Below are 15,969 nucleotides of genomic sequence, written 5' to 3' on the forward strand. Positions count from 1 at the left end.
GGGAAGCCCAACCGCGAATCCCTCACGACGACTGCAGATGCCGCTCCCGCTGTTCCTGGCGCTCCTTGGCTTCCACGCTGAGGGTCGCGGTGGGTCTCAGCAGCAGCCGCGCGAGGCCGATAGGTTCGCCGGTCTCCTGGCACCAGCCGTAGTCGTCGCGGGCCAGGCGCTCCAAGGCAGCGTCGATCTTGTCCAGCAGCTTCTTTTCCCGTTCCAGCTGGCGCAGTTGCCACTGGCGTTCCTGCTCGGCATTGCCGATGTCAGCCGGATCGCCGTGGGTGTCCAGGCCGCGCAGGTCTTCCACCTGCTCGTCGATCAGGCGCTGCAGATCGCCACGCTGGGTCAGCAGCAACTGGCGAAAGAATGCGCGCTGGACCTCGTTCATGTAGTCCGCGGCAGGTAGCGCCAGCAGTTCTTCAGCGGTCATCGACCAGCCCTCCATCCGCAAATGTTATATTATAACACTTAATAGCCGCTCTAGCCCGCTTCTGCCAGCCGTAGAATCCATCACAAAAATTCCGTAGTGCCTCAGCCCAAACCACTACACAAAGGCAAAAGCCTGTGCGAAAGTAGCGCTACAACCTGTATGACAACCTTACAACCACATAAGCAGGTCTCCATGTTCGCCAAGGTTCCCGCCAATGTCCTGAGCGACAGTGTCGCTCAGCAGCTGCTGGACAAGATCGAAGCCGGCGTCTTCGCCCCCGGCAGCAAGATCCCCAGCGAAGCCCTGCTCTCCGAAGCCTTCGGCGTCAGCCGTACCGTGGTGCGCGAGGCCATCTCCCGCCTGAAGAACGAAGGCGTGCTGCAGCCCCAGCAGGGTCGCGGCATCTTCGTCACCGCTCACGCCAGCATCCGTCCGCTGCGCATCGACGCCGACGAAGCCAGCCTGCCCGGCAGCGTCTTCCACCTGCTGGACCTGCGTCGCGCCATCGAGGCCGAGATCGCCTCCGAAGCCGCCATCAACCGCAGCGAGACCGATCTGGTCGCCATCGACGAGGCCCTGGCCGCCATCGACGAAGAGGTCGCCGACGGCCAAGACGGCGTACGCGCCGACGTGGCCTTCCATCGCACCATCGCCCAGGCCACCGGCAATCCCTACTTCATCAGGACCCTGGAATTCGTCAGCCAGTACCTGGAGACGGCCACCCGCATCACCCGCACCAACGAGGCGCGGCGCGAGGACTTCTCCCGTCAGGTGCACGAAGAACACCAGGCCATCGTCGCCGCCATTCGCCTCGGCGATCCCCTGGCCGCCGCCAACGCCGCCCGCCAACACATCTACAACGCCGCCCGCCGCCTGCGGCAGGCCGGCTTCGCCTGACCTTTTACGGAGAACAACAAGATGCAAGACAACGTCGGTGTCATCGGCCTCGGGGCCATGGGTCTGGGCGTCGCCCGTTCGCTGCTGCGGGCCGGCTTCGCCGTGCATGCCTGCGACGTGCGCGCCAGCGTGCTGGAAGCCTTCGCCAGCGAAGGCGGCGTGGCCTGCACCTCGCCTGCGGCCCTGGCCGACAGCTGCGACATCCTCATCACCGTGGTGGTCAACGCCGAGCAGACCGAAGCCGTGCTGTTCGGTGAAAGCGGCGCCGCCTCTGCCCTGCGTCCGGGCAGCCTGGTGATCGCCTGCGCCACCGTGGCCCCGGCCTACGCCGTGGAGCTGGGCGAGCGCCTGGCCGAGCGCGGCATCCTGCTGCTGGACGCCCCGCTGTCCGGGGGCGCCGCCAAGGCCGCCAGCGGCGAGATGACCATGATGACCTCCGGCACCGCGGAGGCTTATGCCAAGGGCGAGGCAGTCCTGGCCGCCATGGCCGGCAAGGTCTATCGCCTGGGCGATGCGCCCGGCCAGGGTTCCAAGGTCAAGATCATCAACCAGCTCCTGGCCGGGGTGCACATCGCCGCCTCCGCCGAGGCCATGGCCCTGGGCCTGCGCGAAGGCGTCGATCCGGAGGCCCTCTACGAGGTCATCACCCACAGCGCCGGCAATTCCTGGATGTTCGAGAATCGCGTGCCGCACATCCTCAAGGCCGACTACACCCCGCTGTCCGCCGTGGACATCTTCGTCAAGGACCTGGGCCTGGTGCTGGATACCGCGCGAACCTCGAAATTCCCGCTGCCGCTGTCGGCCACCGCCCACCAGATGTTCATGCAGGCCTCCACCGCCGGCTACGGTCGTGAAGACGACTCGGCGGTGATCAAGATCTTCCCGGGCATCGAGCTGCCGAAGGCCGCGGAGTGAGACCGATGAGCGCGACCGAGACCCGCCCGCTGCTGGGCTGCATCGCCGACGACTTCACCGGCGCCACCGATCTCGCCAACATGCTGGTGCGCGGCGGCATGCGCACCGTGCAGGTGATCGGCGTACCCGCTGCCGACGCCGAACTGGAAGCCGCCGACGCCGTGGTAGTGGCGCTGAAATCCCGCACCACGCCGGCCGCCGAGGCGGTGAGCGAATCCCTGGCCGCCCTCGCCTGGCTGCGCCAGCGTGGCTGCCGGCAGTTCTTCTTCAAGTACTGCTCCACCTTCGACTCCACCGCGGAAGGCAACATCGGCCCGGTGGCCGAGGCCCTGCAGGAGGCGCTGGACTGCGACTTCACCCTGGCCTGCCCGGCCTTCCCGGAGACCGGCCGCACCCTGTTCCGTGGCCACCTGTTCGTGCAGGACCAGCTGCTCAGCGAATCCGGCATGCAGCACCACCCGCTGACGCCCATGGGCGATGCCAACCTGGTGCGGGTGCTGCAGGCCCAGAGTCGCGGCAAGGTAGGGCTGCTGCGCTACGACCAGGTCGCCAAGGGCCCCGAGGCCGTGCGCGCGGCCATCGCCGAGCTCCGGACTTCGGGTCATCGTCTGGCCATCGCCGATGCCCTGTCCGACGCCGATCTGCACACCCTGGGCGCGGCCTGTGCGGAGCTGCCCCTGGTCACCGGTGGTTCGGGCATCGCCCAGGGCCTGCCGGAGAATTTCCGCCGCGCCGGTCTACTGCAGGCGCACGACGCCGCCGCCCTGGAGTTGCCCACCGGTGGCGAAGCCGTGCTGGCCGGCAGCGCGTCCCAGGCCACCAATGGCCAGGTCGCCGCCTGGCTGGAAGCCGGTCGCCCGGCCCTGCGCCTGGATCCACTGGCGCTGGCCCAGGGTGACGACAGTATCGACGCCGCCCTCGCCTGGGCGCGCGAACAGGACCAGGCCGTGCTGATCTATGCCACCAGCCCCGCCGACGAGGTCAAGGCCATCCAGCGCGAACTGGGCGTGGCGCGCGCCGGTGAACTGGTGGAGCGCGCGCTCGGCCAGATCGCCCGCGGACTGTTCGACCGCGGCGTGCGCCGTCTGGTGGTGGCCGGTGGCGAGACCTCCGGCGCCGTGGTCCAGGCCCTGGGCGTACAAGCCCTGCGCATCGGCGCCCAGATCGATCCGGGCGTGCCGGCCACCCTCGGCCAGGTACAGGGCGAACCCCTGGCCCTGGCGCTCAAGTCCGGCAACTTCGGCAGCCGCGACTTCTTCGCCAAGGCCCTGCGCCAGCTGGCGGGAGAACAGCCATGAGCGTCGAAGCCCGGCTGCGCGAAGAGATCTGTACCGTCGGCGCCAGCCTCTATGCCCGCGGCTACACCGTGGGCAGCGCCGGCAACATCAGCGCCCGCCTGGAAGACGGCTGGCTGATCACCCCCACCGATGCCTGCCTCGGTCGCCTCGATCCGGCGGCCATCGCCAAGGTCGGCCTGAACGGCGACTGGGTCTCCGGCGACAAGCCGTCCAAGACCCTGGCCCTGCATCGCCAGGTCTATGACCGCAATCCAGGCGTGGGCGGCGTGGTGCATACCCACTCCACCCACCTGGTGGCCCTGACCCTGGCCGGCGTCTGGCGCCCGGACGACATCCTGCCGCCCATCACCCCCTACCAGGTGATGAAGGTCGGTCATATCCCGCTGATCCCCTATGCCCGCCCGGGCGCCGCCAGCGTCGCCGAGCAGGTGGCGCAGCTGGCCAACCGGGTCCGCGGCGTGATGCTCGAACGCCTCGGTCCGGTGGTCTGGGAAAGCAGCGTGAGCAAGGCCAGCTTCGCCCTGGAGGAGCTGGAAGAAACCGCGCGGCTGTGGCTGCTGACCGAGCCGCGCCCGGCGCCGCTGGATGCCGCCGCGCTGGCCGAACTGGCGGAGACCTTCGGCGCCGTCTGGTGACCTGAAGCCCGCGCTACCGCAATACCCCCACGATGGCCCTCGTTGGCCGTCGCGGGATCGGCTTGCCCTGGAAAAACAACAATAGCGAGGAAAGTGCCATGTCCCACGTCGTCAGCCCCATCCGCCCGGAGTCCCGTTCATGAGTCCGTTGCTGCTGGTCCTCATCGCCGCGGCGGGCATCGCCCTGCTGCTGTTCCTGGTTCTCAAGTACAAATTCCAGCCCTTCGTGGCGCTGATGCTAGTGAGCATCCTGGTGGCCCTGGCCGCCGGCGTCGAGCCGTCCAAGCTGGTCGCCACCATCGAAGGCGGCATGGGCAAGATCCTCGGCCACATCGCCATCATCATCGCCCTGGGCGCCATGATCGGGCGCATCATCGAACTCTCCGGTGGCGCCGAGGCCCTGGCCAAGACGCTGATCGAGCGCTTCGGCAACAGACGCACGCCGCTGGCGCTGACCCTGGCCGGCTTCCTGGTCGGCATCCCGGTGTTCTTCGAGGTCGGTGTGATCGTGCTGATGCCGCTGGCCTATGGCATCGCCCGCACTGCGCGCAAGCCGCTGATCGTCTTCGCCCTGCCGATGTGCGCCACCATGCTCACCGTGCACGCCATGCTGCCGCCCCACCCGGGCGCCGTGGCCGCCGCCGGCCAGCTGGGCGCCGACCTGGGTCGGGTGCTGCTGTTCGGCCTGCCGATCACCGCCGTGCTGGCCCTGATCGGCTGGTGGGTGGCCGGGCGCATGACCCGTCGTCACTACCCCATGACCGACGATATCCGTAGCGACGTCTATGGCCCGCAGATCACCGACACCCACCTGCAGCAGTGGGGCCGCGGCCAGGACATGGCCCCCGGCCTGCCCAGCCTCGGCGCCGCTGCGGTCAAGGTCGACGAGACCCCGGCCGGCCTCGCCGCCGGTCTGCCGCCCGCCCCGGCGCCCGGCTTCGGTCTGGTAGTGACCCTGATCCTGCTGCCCATCGTACTGATCCTGCTGGGTACCCTGGCCACCAGCTGGCTGCCCGCCGGCAACCTGCTGCGCGACATCCTCACCGTGGTCGGCGCGCCCCTGGTGGCCCTGCTGATCGACACCCTGCTGTGCGCCTATGTGCTGGGCTTCCGCCGCGGCTGGTCGCGCGAGCAGGTCTCGGACGTCATCGGCTCGGCGCTGCCCGGCGTCGCCATGGTCATCCTCATCGCCGGTGCCGGCGGCGTCTTCGGCAAGGTGCTAGTGGACACCGGCATCGGCGCGGTGGTCTCGGAGCTGCTGCGCGCCACCGGCCTGCCGGTGCTGGCGCTGGGCTTCGTGCTGACCCTGCTGCTGCGTGCGGTTCAGGGCTCCACCACCGTGGCCCTGGTCACCACCGCCGGCATCCTCGGCCCGCTGATCGCCACCCTGGACCTCTCGGCCAACCACATGGCCCTGCTGTGCCTGGCCATGGGCGCCGGCGGTCTGGCCGTGTCGCACATCAACGACGCCGGCTACTGGATCTTCACCAAGCTGGTCGGCCTGAGCGTCGCCGACGGCTTGCGTACCTGGACCGTCCTGACCACCCTGCTGGGGTGCCTGGGCTTCGCCATCACCCTGCTGCTCTGGCCCTTCGTCTGATCTGGGAGACAAGCCATGCCCCGCTTCGCCGCCAACCTCAGCATGCTCTACCCCGAGCATGCCTTCCTCGACCGCTTCGCCGCCGCCGCGGCGGATGGTTTCCAGGCCGTGGAATACCTCTTTCCCTATGAGCACACCGCCGCCGAGATCAAGGCCCGGCTGGACTCCGCCGGCCTGACCCAGGTGCTGTTCAATGCCCCACCCGGTGACTGGGCCGCTGGCGAGCGCGGCCTGGCCGCCCTGCCCGGTCGCGAGGCCGAGTGCCGCGCCGGCATCGACCGCGCCCTGGACTACGCCGCCGTGCTGGGCAATCGCCTGGTGCACGTGATGGCTGGGCTGCTGCCCACCGGGGTCGACCGGGCCCGCGCCCGCGACACCTACCTGGGCAACCTGGCCCATGCCGCCGAGCAGGCGGCCAAGGCCGGGGTAACGATCCTCATCGAGCCGATCAACCCGCGCGACATGCCCGGCTATTTCCTCAATCGCCAGGACGACGCCCAGGCCATCCGCCAGGCCATCGGCGCTGACAATCTGAAGGTGCAATTCGACTGCTACCACTGCCAGATCGTCGAGGGCGATGTCAGCAAGACCTTCGAGCGCGACTTCGCCGGCATCGGCCACGTGCAGATCGCCGGCGTCCCTGACCGCCACGAACCTGACCTGGGCGAGCTCCATTACCCCTACCTGTTCGAGCGCTTCGACGCCCTCGGCTATGACGGCTGGATCGGCTGCGAGTACCGCCCGCGCGGCGATACCTCGGCCGGGCTGGAGTGGTTGCGCAGGTTGCAAGCATAAGAGACGTAGGTTGGGTTGAGCGCAGCAAAGCCCAACACCCCACACATCCAGCCGCGCGTGCCTGTTGGGCTTCGACGAAAAAGCCCTCTCAACCCAACCTACCATCAAGCACCGTGCCCAGTGGAAAACGCTACGCGGTTTTCCACGCTAAGGATCTATCGCTCTATCGCGGCCATGGGCCGCTCCTACAGATGAATCGGAGCCTGTAGGAGCGGCCCATGGCCGCGATAGATATCTAAAAACCCTTAGACCTCAACCACCGCCAACGGCTGCCCCAGCCTTCTCCGGAATTCCTCCAGGAAGGCCGGAGCGAAGGCCCGTGCCGGCCAGTGGTTGAAGATGAAGCCCAGGTCGGAAAAGGCGCAGGGCTGGGGGAAGTCGAAGCCGTTGATGTCGTCTTCGTGATCGCATTCCGGGCAGGCGAAGTTGTCGCTTTCCGCCGGCATCCACACCTCCAGGTGCTCGAACAGCGCCTCGCCGATCTCGCGACGGCAGGCAGGGCAACGCGCCCGCCCCTCGAAGCCGTCCAGCGGGGTGAAGATGCAGCGCTCGGTGACGATCTCCAGACCGCCATCGGCATAGTCGCGCGGATCGTCCATGCCCGGCGTCAGGCGCAGCACCTCGGTCAGTCGCGGACCCGGCGCATGGCCCCGCCGGCCGCGACTGGGCAGGCAAGGCGAGGCCTCGGCCCGGACCACGCCACTGGCGGCGAGCCAGCCGAGGATCTCCACGGCGGTGCGCTCCACCCGTGGATGGCTGGAAATGCGGGGAGCGAGGATGGTCTGGCGCAGGGTCATGGAGCGCGGGTCTCGAAGAATGGGGCGCGCAGCTTAATCCGCTGCTCGCCGCGCGCCCATAGCTGCTAAGGTGAGGCCGACGAAAGCCATAGAAAGCGCCCCATGTTCAAGGCCCCCTTCGCCCGCCTCGGTCTCGACCGCGAGGTGCTCAGCGTCAGCCAGCTCAACAGCCGCGCCCGGGTGCTGCTGGAGGACGTCTTCGCCCAGGTCTGGGTCGAGGGCGAGATCTCCAACCTGGCCAAGCCGGCGTCCGGCCATCTCTATTTCACCCTCAAGGACGGCCAGGCCCAGGTGCGTTGCGCGCTGTTCCGCCAGCACGCCAGCCGGGTGCGCCAGGCCCTGCGCGACGGCCTGGCGGTCAAGGTGCGCGGCAAGGTCTCGCTGTTCGAAGGCCGCGGCGACTACCAGCTGATCCTCGACAGCGTCGAACCGGCCGGCGACGGTGCCCTGCGCCTGGCCTTCGAGGCGCTCAAGGAGCGGCTGGCCGCCGAGGGCATGTTCGCCGCCGAACGCAAGCGCCCGCTGCCCGCCCATCCGCAGCGCATCGGCATCGTCTCCTCGCCGACCGGCGCGGTGATCCGCGACATCGTCAGCGTCTTCAAGAGACGCGCGCCCCAGGTGGAGCTGACGCTGATCCCCACCGCCGTGCAGGGTCGCGAGGCCACCGCCCAGATCGTCCGCGCCCTGCAACTGGCCGACCGCCAGGGCTTCGATGCGCTGATCCTGGCCCGGGGCGGCGGCTCTCTGGAAGACCTCTGGTGTTTCAACGAAGAACCCGTGGCCCGCGCCCTGGCCGCCTGCCAGACCCCGGTAGTGAGCGCCGTCGGCCACGAGACCGATGTCTCCATCGCCGACTTCGTCGCCGATGTCCGCGCCCCTACCCCGTCGGCGGCCGCGGAGTTGCTGGCGCCCCACAGCGCCGACCTGCGCCAGCGGCTGGACGGTCTGCATCGCCAGCTGCTCCTGCGCATGCGCGAGCGCCTGGCCCGCGAGCGCCTGCGTCTGGAAGCCTGCAGCCGCCGCCTGCGCCATCCCGGCGAACGACTGCGTCAGCAGGCCCAGCGGCTGGATGACCTGGACCTGCGCCTGCGCCGCGCCTATGTCATCGCCCAGAATCGCCGCCGCGATCGCCTGGCGCACCTGGACACCCGCCTGGCCGGCCAGCATCCCGGGCGCCAGCTGGCTCTGTTGCGCCAGCGCCTGGAGCAACTGGCCGAGCGGTTACCCCGGGTCATGCAGCGCCAGTTGAAGGAGCGCCAGCAGCGCCTGGCCGGCACCGTGCAGACGCTGCAGATCGTCAGCCCCCTGGCGACCCTGGGTCGCGGCTACAGCATCCTGCTCGACGAGCGGGGCCATGCCGTGCGCTCCGCCGCCGAGGTCGCCAATGGGCAAAAGCTCATTGCCCGCCTCGCCGAGGGCGAACTGGCGGTGCGGGTACTGGACAATCACCAAGAACCCACCACTCTGTCTCTGTTGGACTAATCGGTCCAACCCGGACCGATGGTGGCATGTATCTTGAACCCTCGGTCAGGATTTCCCCCTACCGAGGCCCTCCATGCATTCCCTTCTGCGCGCTTCCCTGTTTCCCCTCACCACCGCCCTGCTGGCCGGCGCGGCTCAGGCCGCGAACCCGCCCGCCGCGCCGCTGCAACCCAAGGTCATGCTCGTGGCGATGTTCGCCCCCGAGGCCCAGACCTGGATCGATCGCCTCAAGCTCACCCATAAGGTCGCCGTCGACGGGCTCTCCGCCGACTATCCGGATGTGCTCTGCAATGAGGCACGGGTGTGCCTGATGACCACTGGAATGGGGCACGCCAACGCCGCCGCCTCGACCCTGGCGCTGACCCTGTCGCCCAAGTTCGACCTCAAACACACCTACTTCCTGATCGCCGGCATCGCCGGGATCAGTCCCAAGGAAGGCACCCTGGGCACCACCGCCTGGGCGCGCTACCTGGTGGACTTCGGCATCCAGTGGGAGCTCGATCCCCGCGACGTGCCCAAGGACTGGCCCACCGGCTACCTGGGCATCAACACCCGGGGGCCGGGCGAGAAACCGCCGCTGGACTACAAGACCGAGGTGTTCGAACTCAATGTGCGGCTGAGGGACAAGGCCTATGCCCTGTCCCGCCAGGCCGAGCTGACCGAGAGCGCGGAATCCAAGGCCTGGCGCCAACGCTACGATTACGCCCCGGCCAATCAGCCGCCGGTGGTGACCCGCTGCGACACCCTGGCCGGCGACACCTGGTATTCCGGCACCCGCCTCTCCGAACGCGCCGAGGAATGGACCCGTCTGCTCACCAACGGCCAGGGCCGCTACTGCACCACCCAGCAGGAGGACAACGCCACCTACGAGGCCCTGCTGCGCGCCAGCCGTCTGGGCAAGGTCGACCTGCAGCGCCTGGCGGTGGTCCGTGCCGGCTCGGACTTCGACCGCCCGGCCAAGGGCGCCTCCGAGGTCGACAACCTGCTCGACTACGCCAAGCAGGGCGGTTTCGCCCCGGCGCTGGAAAATCTCTATCGCACCGGCAATCCGCTGGTGCAGGAGATTGTCGAACACTGGGATGTCTGGCAGCAAGGCGTGCCGGCGAGCTGAGCCCTACTGGCGGGGCTGCTCCACGGTTCGCTCGGGTGACTGGGTAGCCGGATCGCTGCCCGGCGCGCTCTTTTGCACCACCTCGCTGCGCTGGGGTGGTGGCGTTTCCGGCGACTTGTCGCAACCGGCGAGCAGAGCGCCGAGGGTCAGCAGGGCCAGGCTGCTGGTGATGAGACGAGGCATGGTCTTCTCCCTTGGGATTTGAAGGAGGACCCCGGGATTTCCACGGACGTTCCCGCCGGGGCCAGGGCCGGCCGGCCGTCGGCCCCGGCGATCTTCCAGGCGGCTGGCGCAGTCGTACCTGCAGGACCGGCCCTTCCGGTCACCCATCAGGAATCCGCCATGCCCAGACCCGCCCTCTCCCGCCTCGCCCTGGCCACCCTGCTGACCGCCCTGCCCCTGGCACCGGTCGCCCTGGCCGCCGAATCCAGCGCCAAACTGGAAAAGGTCGCCAGCTTCGATCACCAGGTCACCGGCGTCACCGTCAGCGAGAGCGGACGGATCTTCGTCAACTTCCCCCGCTGGACCGAAGACAGCGAGGTCTCGGTCGCTGAACTCAAGCCCGATGGCAGCCTGGCGCCCTATCCGGACCCGGCCTGGAACGGCTGGCGCAATGCCAAGCGCGACGAGCTGACCCCGGGCAACCACTGGGTCTGCGTGCAATCCGTGGTGGCCGACGGTCGCGGCAGTCTCTGGGTGATCGATCCGGGCGCTCCGGCCCAGGCGCTGGTGGTGCCCGGCGCACCCAAGCTGGTCAAGATCGACCTGGCCAGCAACCAAGTGAGCAAGGTCTATGCGCTGGACGAGAGCGTGGCGCCCCAGGGCAGCTACCTGAACGACGTGAGATTCAGCCCGGACGGTCGCCACGCCTATATCACCGATTCCGGTGCCCGCGGCGCCCTGGTGGTTCTGGATCTGGAGAGCGGCAAGGCGCGACGCGCCCTGGATGGCGATCCAAGCACCCAGGCCGAGAAGGGCGTCAAGGTCAAGGCCGATGGCGAGCCGCTGATGCGTCCGGATGGCCGCGGCGTGGAATTCTCCGCCGACGGCATCGCCCTCTCCCCGGCAGGCGACTACCTCTACTGGCAGGCGGTCAAGGGCAATACCCTCTACCGCATCGCCACCGCGGCGCTGCAGGGCGACGACCTCGCCAGCCTGCCGGCCAAGGTGGAAAAGGTCGGCGAGAATGGTCCGGCCGATGGCCTGCTGATGGACCCGCAAGGGCGCCTCTATGTCAGCGCGGTGGAAGACCATGCGGTGAAGATCCGCGAGAACGGCCAGCTCACCACCCTGGTGCAGGACAAGAAACTGATCTGGCCGGACACCTTCGGTCGCGGACCGGATGGCACCGTCTATGTCACGGATTCGCGCATCCCCGAAATGAGCTTCTTCGATCCCAAGCAGAAGCCGGCCCTGGAAACCGTGCTCTACAAGATCGTGCCCAACTGACGAAGCGGGCTGCGGGCGCCTTGCCCTGCGGCCCTCGCCTGCTCCAGCATGGGCGTTTTCGCCGTTGGAAAACCCCATGTCCCGCCTGCTGCCCCTGCTCTGCTGCCTGTTCCTCGCCCTGCCCGCACATGCCGGTACCTACCTGCAACGCCTGCTGGACAAGCCCGTGCCGGGCGGCGTCGCCGTGGTGCCGATCCCCGGCGACGCGGCGCCGCGGGTGCGCTACCAGGGCAAGCCGGTGCTGGTGGTCAAGGACGGCAACGGCTGGGTGGCCATCATCGGCATCCCCCTGGGCACCGCCGCGGGTCGCCAGCCGCTGGAGGTCGCCGGCGCAGCACCCCAGGCCTTCACGGTCGGCAACCGCCACTATGCCGAGCAGCGCATCACCCTGAAGAACCAGCGCCAGGTCACGCCCAACCCCGAGGATCTCAAGCGCTTCGAACGCGAGCTGGCCGAACAGCAGGCCGCCTACCGGCTGTTCTCGCCGAACCAGCCCAGCAACCTGCTCCTCGACAAGCCGGTGGACGGCCCGCTCTCAAGTCCCTTCGGCCTGCGCCGCTTCTTCAATGGCCAGGAGCGCAATCCGCATTCCGGCCTGGACTTCGCGGTGCCCGCCGGCACGCCGGTCAAGGCGCCCGCGGCCGGCAAGGTGGTGCTGGTGGGCGACTACTTCTTCAACGGCAAGACGGTGTTCGTCGACCACGGCCAGGGGCTGATCAGCATGTTCTGCCATCTCTCCCGCGTCGACGTCCAGGTCGGCCAGGAGGTGCCCCGTGGCGGGGTGGTCGGTCGCGTCGGCAGCACCGGGCGCGCGACCGGCCCGCACCTGCACTGGAACGTCAGCCTCAATGACGTGCGCGTCGATCCGAGCATCTTCATCGGCGCCTTCAAGCCCTGAACAGTGGCAAACAATTGGTAGCAGTCGCAGGCATTGCCAGACAGCCGGCTTCGGCTTAAAAGGAACGCCCTTTCTTTCCTGCGGCCGCCCGGGCCTGGAGCCGACGCCATGACTGAGAAACCCCGCTTCGGCAGTGCCCTCGGCAGCATTCTGCTGGTCGCAGCGGCCTGCTACCTGCTGGTCGGCTTCTCCCAGGGGTTCGTGCTGTCGGCCTGGTCCTGGCGCACCTGGGTGGTATACGCCGTGCTGGTCAGTGTCTATCCCATCGGCCTCTATGCCGGCTGGTGGAAGAAGCGCGAGCCGGTCGAGCGCTAAATTCGCTTTTCTTTCCTAGCCCCAGCCATGGCGCGCATAGGCCTGCTGCAGCCGCTCCTCTCGCGAGCTGAACAGATCGCCATCCGCCAGCCCAGTCGCGGCCAGTAGCCGGTCCTCCAGCTCGGCCTGGGATTCCAGCCGACCGTCCGCATGGATATGGGTCACTGCCAGGCCCCGCCGCACCAGGCAGGGCGCCACCAGCAGGCCACGATGACAGGTCAGGGGATCGCGCTCGGCGCAGAGCAGGGCGATGCGCCAGCGGGCCTGGCCCTGCTCCAGCCGCAGCAATCCCTGCTGGAACGGCGCGCTGGCGGCCAGGCGGTCATAGCGCAGCTGTCCGTCCTCGTAATGCGCTGGGTCCGGGCTGCGCGCGCCCAGCTCCCGGCCCAAGAACACATAGGCGATCCCCGCCGCGGCCAGACCGTCGCGCAGGGCCTCGCGGCGATACTGGGGCACATGGCGGCTATAGGGTTGGGAGCGCACATCGGCCACTGCCGTCACCCCCTGCGCCTGCAGCAGCTCGACATAGCGCGCCAGCGGATGATTGGAATGACCGAGGGTCAGGATCATGGGATTTCAGCGCCAGGGATCGAGGCGATACAGCCCGCCGATGGGGCACTCCATACGGTTGCCCCGGGCATCGGTGGAGACGAGGACGTCACCCGGGCGCAGGCCGGCAGCCCGCGAGCGATAGCCGAGGCGATTGCCAGCGGCCAGATTGCGGCAGGGCACGGTGAAGTCCACCAGGTAGGCGCGGCCCAACCCGGTGCCCAGCGCCAGGTGCCGGGTGTCCAGGTAGTGCCAGCCGGACAGATCGAAGCCCAGGATGGTGTCCATGGCCGCGCCCTGCCGATAGCCGAGGTCGGCCAGGCGATCGTCCAGGGTCGGCGGTCCGAAGGGACGTCCGGCGCAACCGGCTAGCAGCAGCACGGCGACGAGGGTGAAAAAGGCAGGTAGAACGCGCATGGAATTTTTCCTGGAAGGGCTGAACCTTGGACCGAGCACAGGCGCCGAATACGGCATGCTGGGCGCAGCTTTGCTAACGTGGCGCCCGTAGTATCCCGTCAAGAGACCCCCTATGCCCACGGCCCTGACCAACCTGATCGACGACCTCGAAAAACACCCGCAACTGCTCACCCTGGTCGCCTGCCTCGGCCTGCTGCTGGCGGCCTGGGTGCTCAACTGGATCGTCAAGCGCATCCTGGTGCGCGGCTTCTATCGCCTGCTGCGCAGCACCTCCTTCGGTCAGGACCAGGAGCTCAATCACCACCGCGTCATCGGCCGGCTGGCCAACATCGTCCCGGCCCTGGTGCTGTCGATCGGCATCGAACTGGTGCCCGGGCGTCCCGAGGCCCTGGTCACCGTGGTGCAGAACGTCTGCAGCGCCTTCATCGTGCTGACCATCGCCCTGGCCCTGGGCAGCGCCCTGAACGTGGTCAACGTGCTCTATTCGCGGCGGCCCTCGGCACGGCTCAAGCCGATCAAGGGCTATGTCCAGGTCAGCAAGATCGTCATCTACGCCATCGCGGTCATCCTGATGATCGCCACCCTGATCGACCGCTCGCCGCTGATCCTGCTCTCCGGCCTCGGCGCCATGGCCGCGGTGCTGCTGCTGATCTTCCAGGACACCCTGCTCTCCCTGGTGGCCAGCGTGCAGATCTCCAGCAACGACATCATCCGCGTCGGCGACTGGATCGAGATGCCCCAGCTCAACGCCGACGGCGACGTCATCGACATCGCCCTGCACACGGTCAAGGTGCAGAACTTCGACAAGACCATCACCACCATCCCCACCAAGAGATTCATCACCGACTCCTTCCGCAACTACCGCGGCATGCAGGAAGCCGGTGGCCGACGGATCAAGCGCGCGCTCAACATCGACCAGAACAGCGTGCACTTCCTCAGCGACGCCGAGCGCGAGCACCTGCACCGCTTCAACCTGCTGGACGACTACCTCACCGCCAAGGAACAGGAACTGGCGGACTGGAATCGCAAGCTGGAAAAACGCGGCCAGGAGCCGGTCAACACCCGCCGGGTCACCAACCTGGGCACCTTTCGCGCCTATGTGGAGCGCTATCTGCGCGCCCATCCCGGGGTGCACCAGGGCATGACCCTGCTGGTGCGCCAGATGCCGCTCTCCAGCGAGGGTCTGCCGGTGGAGATCTACTGCTTCACCAACACCACGGTGTGGGCGCAATATGAGGGCATCCAGGGGGACATCTTCGACCACCTGCTCTCCATCCTCCCGGAATTCGGCCTCCATGTGTTCCAGCACCCGAGCGGACGCGATTTCCGCATGCGGCTGGAGCCGACCGAGGCCATGACCTCCCTCGGCGAACCGGGCACCCCGGCGCCCTGACCCGCCCGCTCCAGGCCTAAGGAAAGACCATGATCGTCGTCCACCACCTGAACAACTCCCGCTCCCAGCGGGTGCTCTGGCTGCTCGAAGAGCTCGGTATCGAGTATCGGGTGCAACGCTACGAGCGAGCAGCGGGCGGCCTGTTCGCCCCGCCGGAGTTGCGCAAGGTGCATCCGCTGGGCAAGTCGCCGGTGATCGTCGACGGCGACCTGACCCTGGCCGAATCCGGCGCCATCGTCGACTACCTGGCGCGGCGCTACGGCCCGCAATTGCTGCCCGCCCAGGACAGCCCGGAGTTCGTGCGCTACACCTACTGGCTGCACTATGCCGAAGGCTCGGCCATGACCCCGCTGCTGCTCAAGCTGGTGTTCGACCGCATCGCTAGCTCGCCCATGCCCTTCTTTGCCAGGCCCATCGCCAAGGGCATCGCCGCCAAGGCCACGGCCAGCTTCATCCAGCCCCAGCTCGACCTGCACCTGGACTACCTGGAAAGCCAGCTGGGCGAAAGCGGCTGGTTCGTCGGCGATAGCTTCACCGCGGCCGACATCCAGCTCAGCTTCCCCCTGGAAGCCGCCGCCAGCCGCGCCGGCCTGGACAACGGCAAGCGCCCCAAGCTGGTGGACTTCCTCAAGCACATCCATGCGCGTCCGGCTTATCAGCGGGCATTAGAGCAGGGTGGGCCCTACGTCTACGCCTGAAGGCTCGGACGCCTATATCCTCACGCAGTAGGTTGGGTTGAAGTAGCCACATCGCTGAAGCCCAATCCAACCTACGCTGCATCCGGCTGCCTCGACAGGCCCCCTCTCCCTCCGGGAGAGGGCTGGGGTGAGGGAAAACTGCAACCCAGTAGCGTGGAAAACCGCGCCAGCGTTTTTCACTGACGGCACACCACCTTACTTATCGCGGCCATGGCGGTCCGCCGATGCGGCTGCTCCTACAGTCACATCGGAGCCTGTAGGAGCGGCCCATGGCCGCGATCAGCTCCGACACT

General features: G+C 68.0%; 18 protein-coding genes. 13 read left to right on the plus strand and 5 right to left on the minus strand.

All coding sequences use genetic code 11. The annotated features are described in order from the left end of the window. Positions 1–22 precede the first annotated feature (22 nt). Positions 23–427 carry an RNA polymerase-binding protein DksA gene (dksA, locus tag POR01S_RS22805; protein ID WP_042138538.1) on the minus strand — a complete coding sequence of 135 codons (405 nt, stop codon included), beginning with the start codon at positions 425–427 and terminating at the stop codon, positions 23–25. Positions 428–619: 192 nt separating this feature from the next. Between dksA and POR01S_RS22810 the strand changes: the two genes are divergently transcribed. The 6 genes from POR01S_RS22810 (at position 620) to otnI (ending at position 6,567) form a co-directional block, all read left to right on the plus strand. Next, entirely contained in the window at positions 620–1,324 is a 705-nt protein-coding gene (locus POR01S_RS22810; RefSeq protein ID WP_042138539.1) for a FadR/GntR family transcriptional regulator, read from the plus strand. A gap of 21 nt (positions 1,325–1,345) precedes the next feature. Beyond that, positions 1,346–2,239, plus strand: a complete 894-nt coding sequence (gene ltnD, locus POR01S_RS22815) for an L-threonate dehydrogenase (RefSeq protein WP_042138541.1) — start codon at positions 1,346–1,348, stop codon at positions 2,237–2,239. Positions 2,240–2,244: 5 nt separating this feature from the next. Further along, on the plus strand, positions 2,245–3,537 hold the full coding sequence (otnK, locus tag POR01S_RS22820) for a 3-oxo-tetronate kinase (protein WP_042138542.1): 1,293 nt from the start codon (positions 2,245–2,247) through the stop codon (positions 3,535–3,537). Then, entirely contained in the window at positions 3,534–4,172 is a 639-nt protein-coding gene (gene otnC / locus POR01S_RS22825; RefSeq protein WP_042138545.1) for a 3-oxo-tetronate 4-phosphate decarboxylase, read from the plus strand. Before otnK ends, otnC begins: the two co-directional genes overlap by 4 nt. A 139-nt stretch (positions 4,173–4,311) precedes the next feature. Continuing rightward, positions 4,312–5,772 carry a GntT/GntP/DsdX family permease gene (locus POR01S_RS22830; RefSeq protein WP_027601498.1) on the plus strand — a complete coding sequence of 487 codons (1,461 nt, stop codon included), beginning with the start codon at positions 4,312–4,314 and terminating at the stop codon, positions 5,770–5,772. Between the two features lie 15 nt (positions 5,773–5,787). After that, positions 5,788–6,567 carry a 2-oxo-tetronate isomerase gene (gene otnI, locus POR01S_RS22835; protein ID WP_042138547.1) on the plus strand — a complete coding sequence of 260 codons (780 nt, stop codon included), beginning with the start codon at positions 5,788–5,790 and terminating at the stop codon, positions 6,565–6,567. Between the two features lie 245 nt (positions 6,568–6,812). Here otnI and POR01S_RS22840 read toward each other — a convergent pair whose 3' ends face one another. Next, positions 6,813–7,364 carry a hypothetical protein gene (locus POR01S_RS22840; protein ID WP_042138549.1) on the minus strand — a complete coding sequence of 184 codons (552 nt, stop codon included), beginning with the start codon at positions 7,362–7,364 and terminating at the stop codon, positions 6,813–6,815. 102 nt (positions 7,365–7,466) lie between these two features. Here POR01S_RS22840 and xseA point away from each other — a divergent pair, with 102 nt between their 5' ends. Together xseA and POR01S_RS22850 are read left to right on the plus strand one after the other, a co-directional pair. After that, complete coding sequence (gene xseA / locus POR01S_RS22845; protein ID WP_042138551.1) at positions 7,467–8,846, plus strand: exodeoxyribonuclease VII large subunit; 1,380 nt, start codon at positions 7,467–7,469, stop codon at positions 8,844–8,846. A 73-nt stretch (positions 8,847–8,919) separates the two neighbouring features. After that, entirely contained in the window at positions 8,920–9,957 is a 1,038-nt protein-coding gene (locus POR01S_RS22850; protein ID WP_027598326.1) for a purine-nucleoside phosphorylase, read from the plus strand. Between the two features lie 3 nt (positions 9,958–9,960). On the opposite strand, the gene POR01S_RS22855 is transcribed toward POR01S_RS22850, so the two are convergent. Further along, complete coding sequence (locus POR01S_RS22855) at positions 9,961–10,140, minus strand: hypothetical protein (protein ID WP_027598327.1); 180 nt, start codon at positions 10,138–10,140, stop codon at positions 9,961–9,963. Positions 10,141–10,299: 159 nt separating this feature from the next. On the opposite strand from POR01S_RS22855, the gene POR01S_RS22860 reads away from it, so the two are divergent. The 3 genes from POR01S_RS22860 to POR01S_RS22870 all read left to right on the plus strand — a co-directional run bounded on the left by POR01S_RS22860 (position 10,300) and on the right by POR01S_RS22870 (position 12,619). After that, the gene (locus tag POR01S_RS22860) at positions 10,300–11,406 is read left to right on the plus strand and encodes an L-dopachrome tautomerase-related protein (protein ID WP_042138553.1); all 1,107 of its coding nucleotides are present in this window, start codon (positions 10,300–10,302) and stop codon (positions 11,404–11,406) included. A gap of 76 nt (positions 11,407–11,482) precedes the next feature. Continuing rightward, complete coding sequence (locus POR01S_RS22865; protein WP_042138555.1) at positions 11,483–12,304, plus strand: M23 family metallopeptidase; 822 nt, start codon at positions 11,483–11,485, stop codon at positions 12,302–12,304. 108 nt (positions 12,305–12,412) lie between these two features. Further along, positions 12,413–12,619, plus strand: coding sequence for a hypothetical protein (locus tag POR01S_RS22870; RefSeq protein WP_042138558.1), 207 nt, complete (start codon positions 12,413–12,415; stop codon positions 12,617–12,619). 15 nt (positions 12,620–12,634) lie between these two features. Here POR01S_RS22870 and POR01S_RS22875 read toward each other — a convergent pair whose 3' ends face one another. Both POR01S_RS22875 and POR01S_RS22880 read right to left on the minus strand, forming a co-directional pair. Beyond that, complete coding sequence (locus POR01S_RS22875; protein WP_042138560.1) at positions 12,635–13,189, minus strand: DUF488 domain-containing protein; 555 nt, start codon at positions 13,187–13,189, stop codon at positions 12,635–12,637. A gap of 6 nt (positions 13,190–13,195) precedes the next feature. Continuing rightward, positions 13,196–13,585: a DUF6491 family protein gene (locus POR01S_RS22880; protein WP_042138562.1), complete on the minus strand. Its 390-nt coding sequence runs from the start codon at positions 13,583–13,585 to the stop codon at positions 13,196–13,198. 112 nt (positions 13,586–13,697) lie between these two features. Here POR01S_RS22880 and POR01S_RS22885 point away from each other — a divergent pair, with 112 nt between their 5' ends. Together POR01S_RS22885 and POR01S_RS22890 are read left to right on the plus strand one after the other, a co-directional pair. Continuing rightward, positions 13,698–14,978, plus strand: coding sequence for a mechanosensitive ion channel family protein (locus POR01S_RS22885; RefSeq protein WP_027598333.1), 1,281 nt, complete (start codon positions 13,698–13,700; stop codon positions 14,976–14,978). A 29-nt stretch (positions 14,979–15,007) separates the two neighbouring features. Then, entirely contained in the window at positions 15,008–15,676 is a 669-nt protein-coding gene (locus POR01S_RS22890) for a glutathione S-transferase family protein (protein ID WP_042138564.1), read from the plus strand. Positions 15,677–15,969: the final 293 nt, after the last annotated feature.

The organism is Pseudomonas oryzihabitans NBRC 102199, from assembly GCF_000730625.1.
GTDB lineage: Bacteria > Pseudomonadota > Gammaproteobacteria > Pseudomonadales > Pseudomonadaceae > Chryseomonas > Chryseomonas oryzihabitans.

Coding starts and splice junctions, on each gene's coding strand:
- POR01S_RS22880 (WP_042138562.1), bottom strand. CDS start 13,585: ATGCGCGTTCTACCTGCCTTTTTCACCCTCGTCGCCGTGCTGCTGCTA.
- POR01S_RS22860 (WP_042138553.1), top strand. CDS start 10,300: ATGCCCAGACCCGCCCTCTCCCGCCTCGCCCTGGCCACCCTGCTGACC.
- xseA (WP_042138551.1), top strand. CDS start 7,467: ATGTTCAAGGCCCCCTTCGCCCGCCTCGGTCTCGACCGCGAGGTGCTC.
- POR01S_RS22875 (WP_042138560.1), bottom strand. CDS start 13,189: ATGATCCTGACCCTCGGTCATTCCAATCATCCGCTGGCGCGCTATGTC.
- POR01S_RS22850 (WP_027598326.1), top strand. CDS start 8,920: ATGCATTCCCTTCTGCGCGCTTCCCTGTTTCCCCTCACCACCGCCCTG.
- otnI (WP_042138547.1), top strand. CDS start 5,788: ATGCCCCGCTTCGCCGCCAACCTCAGCATGCTCTACCCCGAGCATGCC.
- POR01S_RS22885 (WP_027598333.1), top strand. CDS start 13,698: ATGCCCACGGCCCTGACCAACCTGATCGACGACCTCGAAAAACACCCG.
- otnK (WP_042138542.1), top strand. CDS start 2,245: ATGAGCGCGACCGAGACCCGCCCGCTGCTGGGCTGCATCGCCGACGAC.
- otnC (WP_042138545.1), top strand. CDS start 3,534: ATGAGCGTCGAAGCCCGGCTGCGCGAAGAGATCTGTACCGTCGGCGCC.
- POR01S_RS22870 (WP_042138558.1), top strand. CDS start 12,413: ATGACTGAGAAACCCCGCTTCGGCAGTGCCCTCGGCAGCATTCTGCTG.
- POR01S_RS22890 (WP_042138564.1), top strand. CDS start 15,008: ATGATCGTCGTCCACCACCTGAACAACTCCCGCTCCCAGCGGGTGCTC.
- dksA (WP_042138538.1), bottom strand. CDS start 427: ATGACCGCTGAAGAACTGCTGGCGCTACCTGCCGCGGACTACATGAAC.
- POR01S_RS22830 (WP_027601498.1), top strand. CDS start 4,312: ATGAGTCCGTTGCTGCTGGTCCTCATCGCCGCGGCGGGCATCGCCCTG.
- ltnD (WP_042138541.1), top strand. CDS start 1,346: ATGCAAGACAACGTCGGTGTCATCGGCCTCGGGGCCATGGGTCTGGGC.
- POR01S_RS22865 (WP_042138555.1), top strand. CDS start 11,483: ATGTCCCGCCTGCTGCCCCTGCTCTGCTGCCTGTTCCTCGCCCTGCCC.
- POR01S_RS22855 (WP_027598327.1), bottom strand. CDS start 10,140: ATGCCTCGTCTCATCACCAGCAGCCTGGCCCTGCTGACCCTCGGCGCT.
- POR01S_RS22840 (WP_042138549.1), bottom strand. CDS start 7,364: ATGACCCTGCGCCAGACCATCCTCGCTCCCCGCATTTCCAGCCATCCA.
- POR01S_RS22810 (WP_042138539.1), top strand. CDS start 620: ATGTTCGCCAAGGTTCCCGCCAATGTCCTGAGCGACAGTGTCGCTCAG.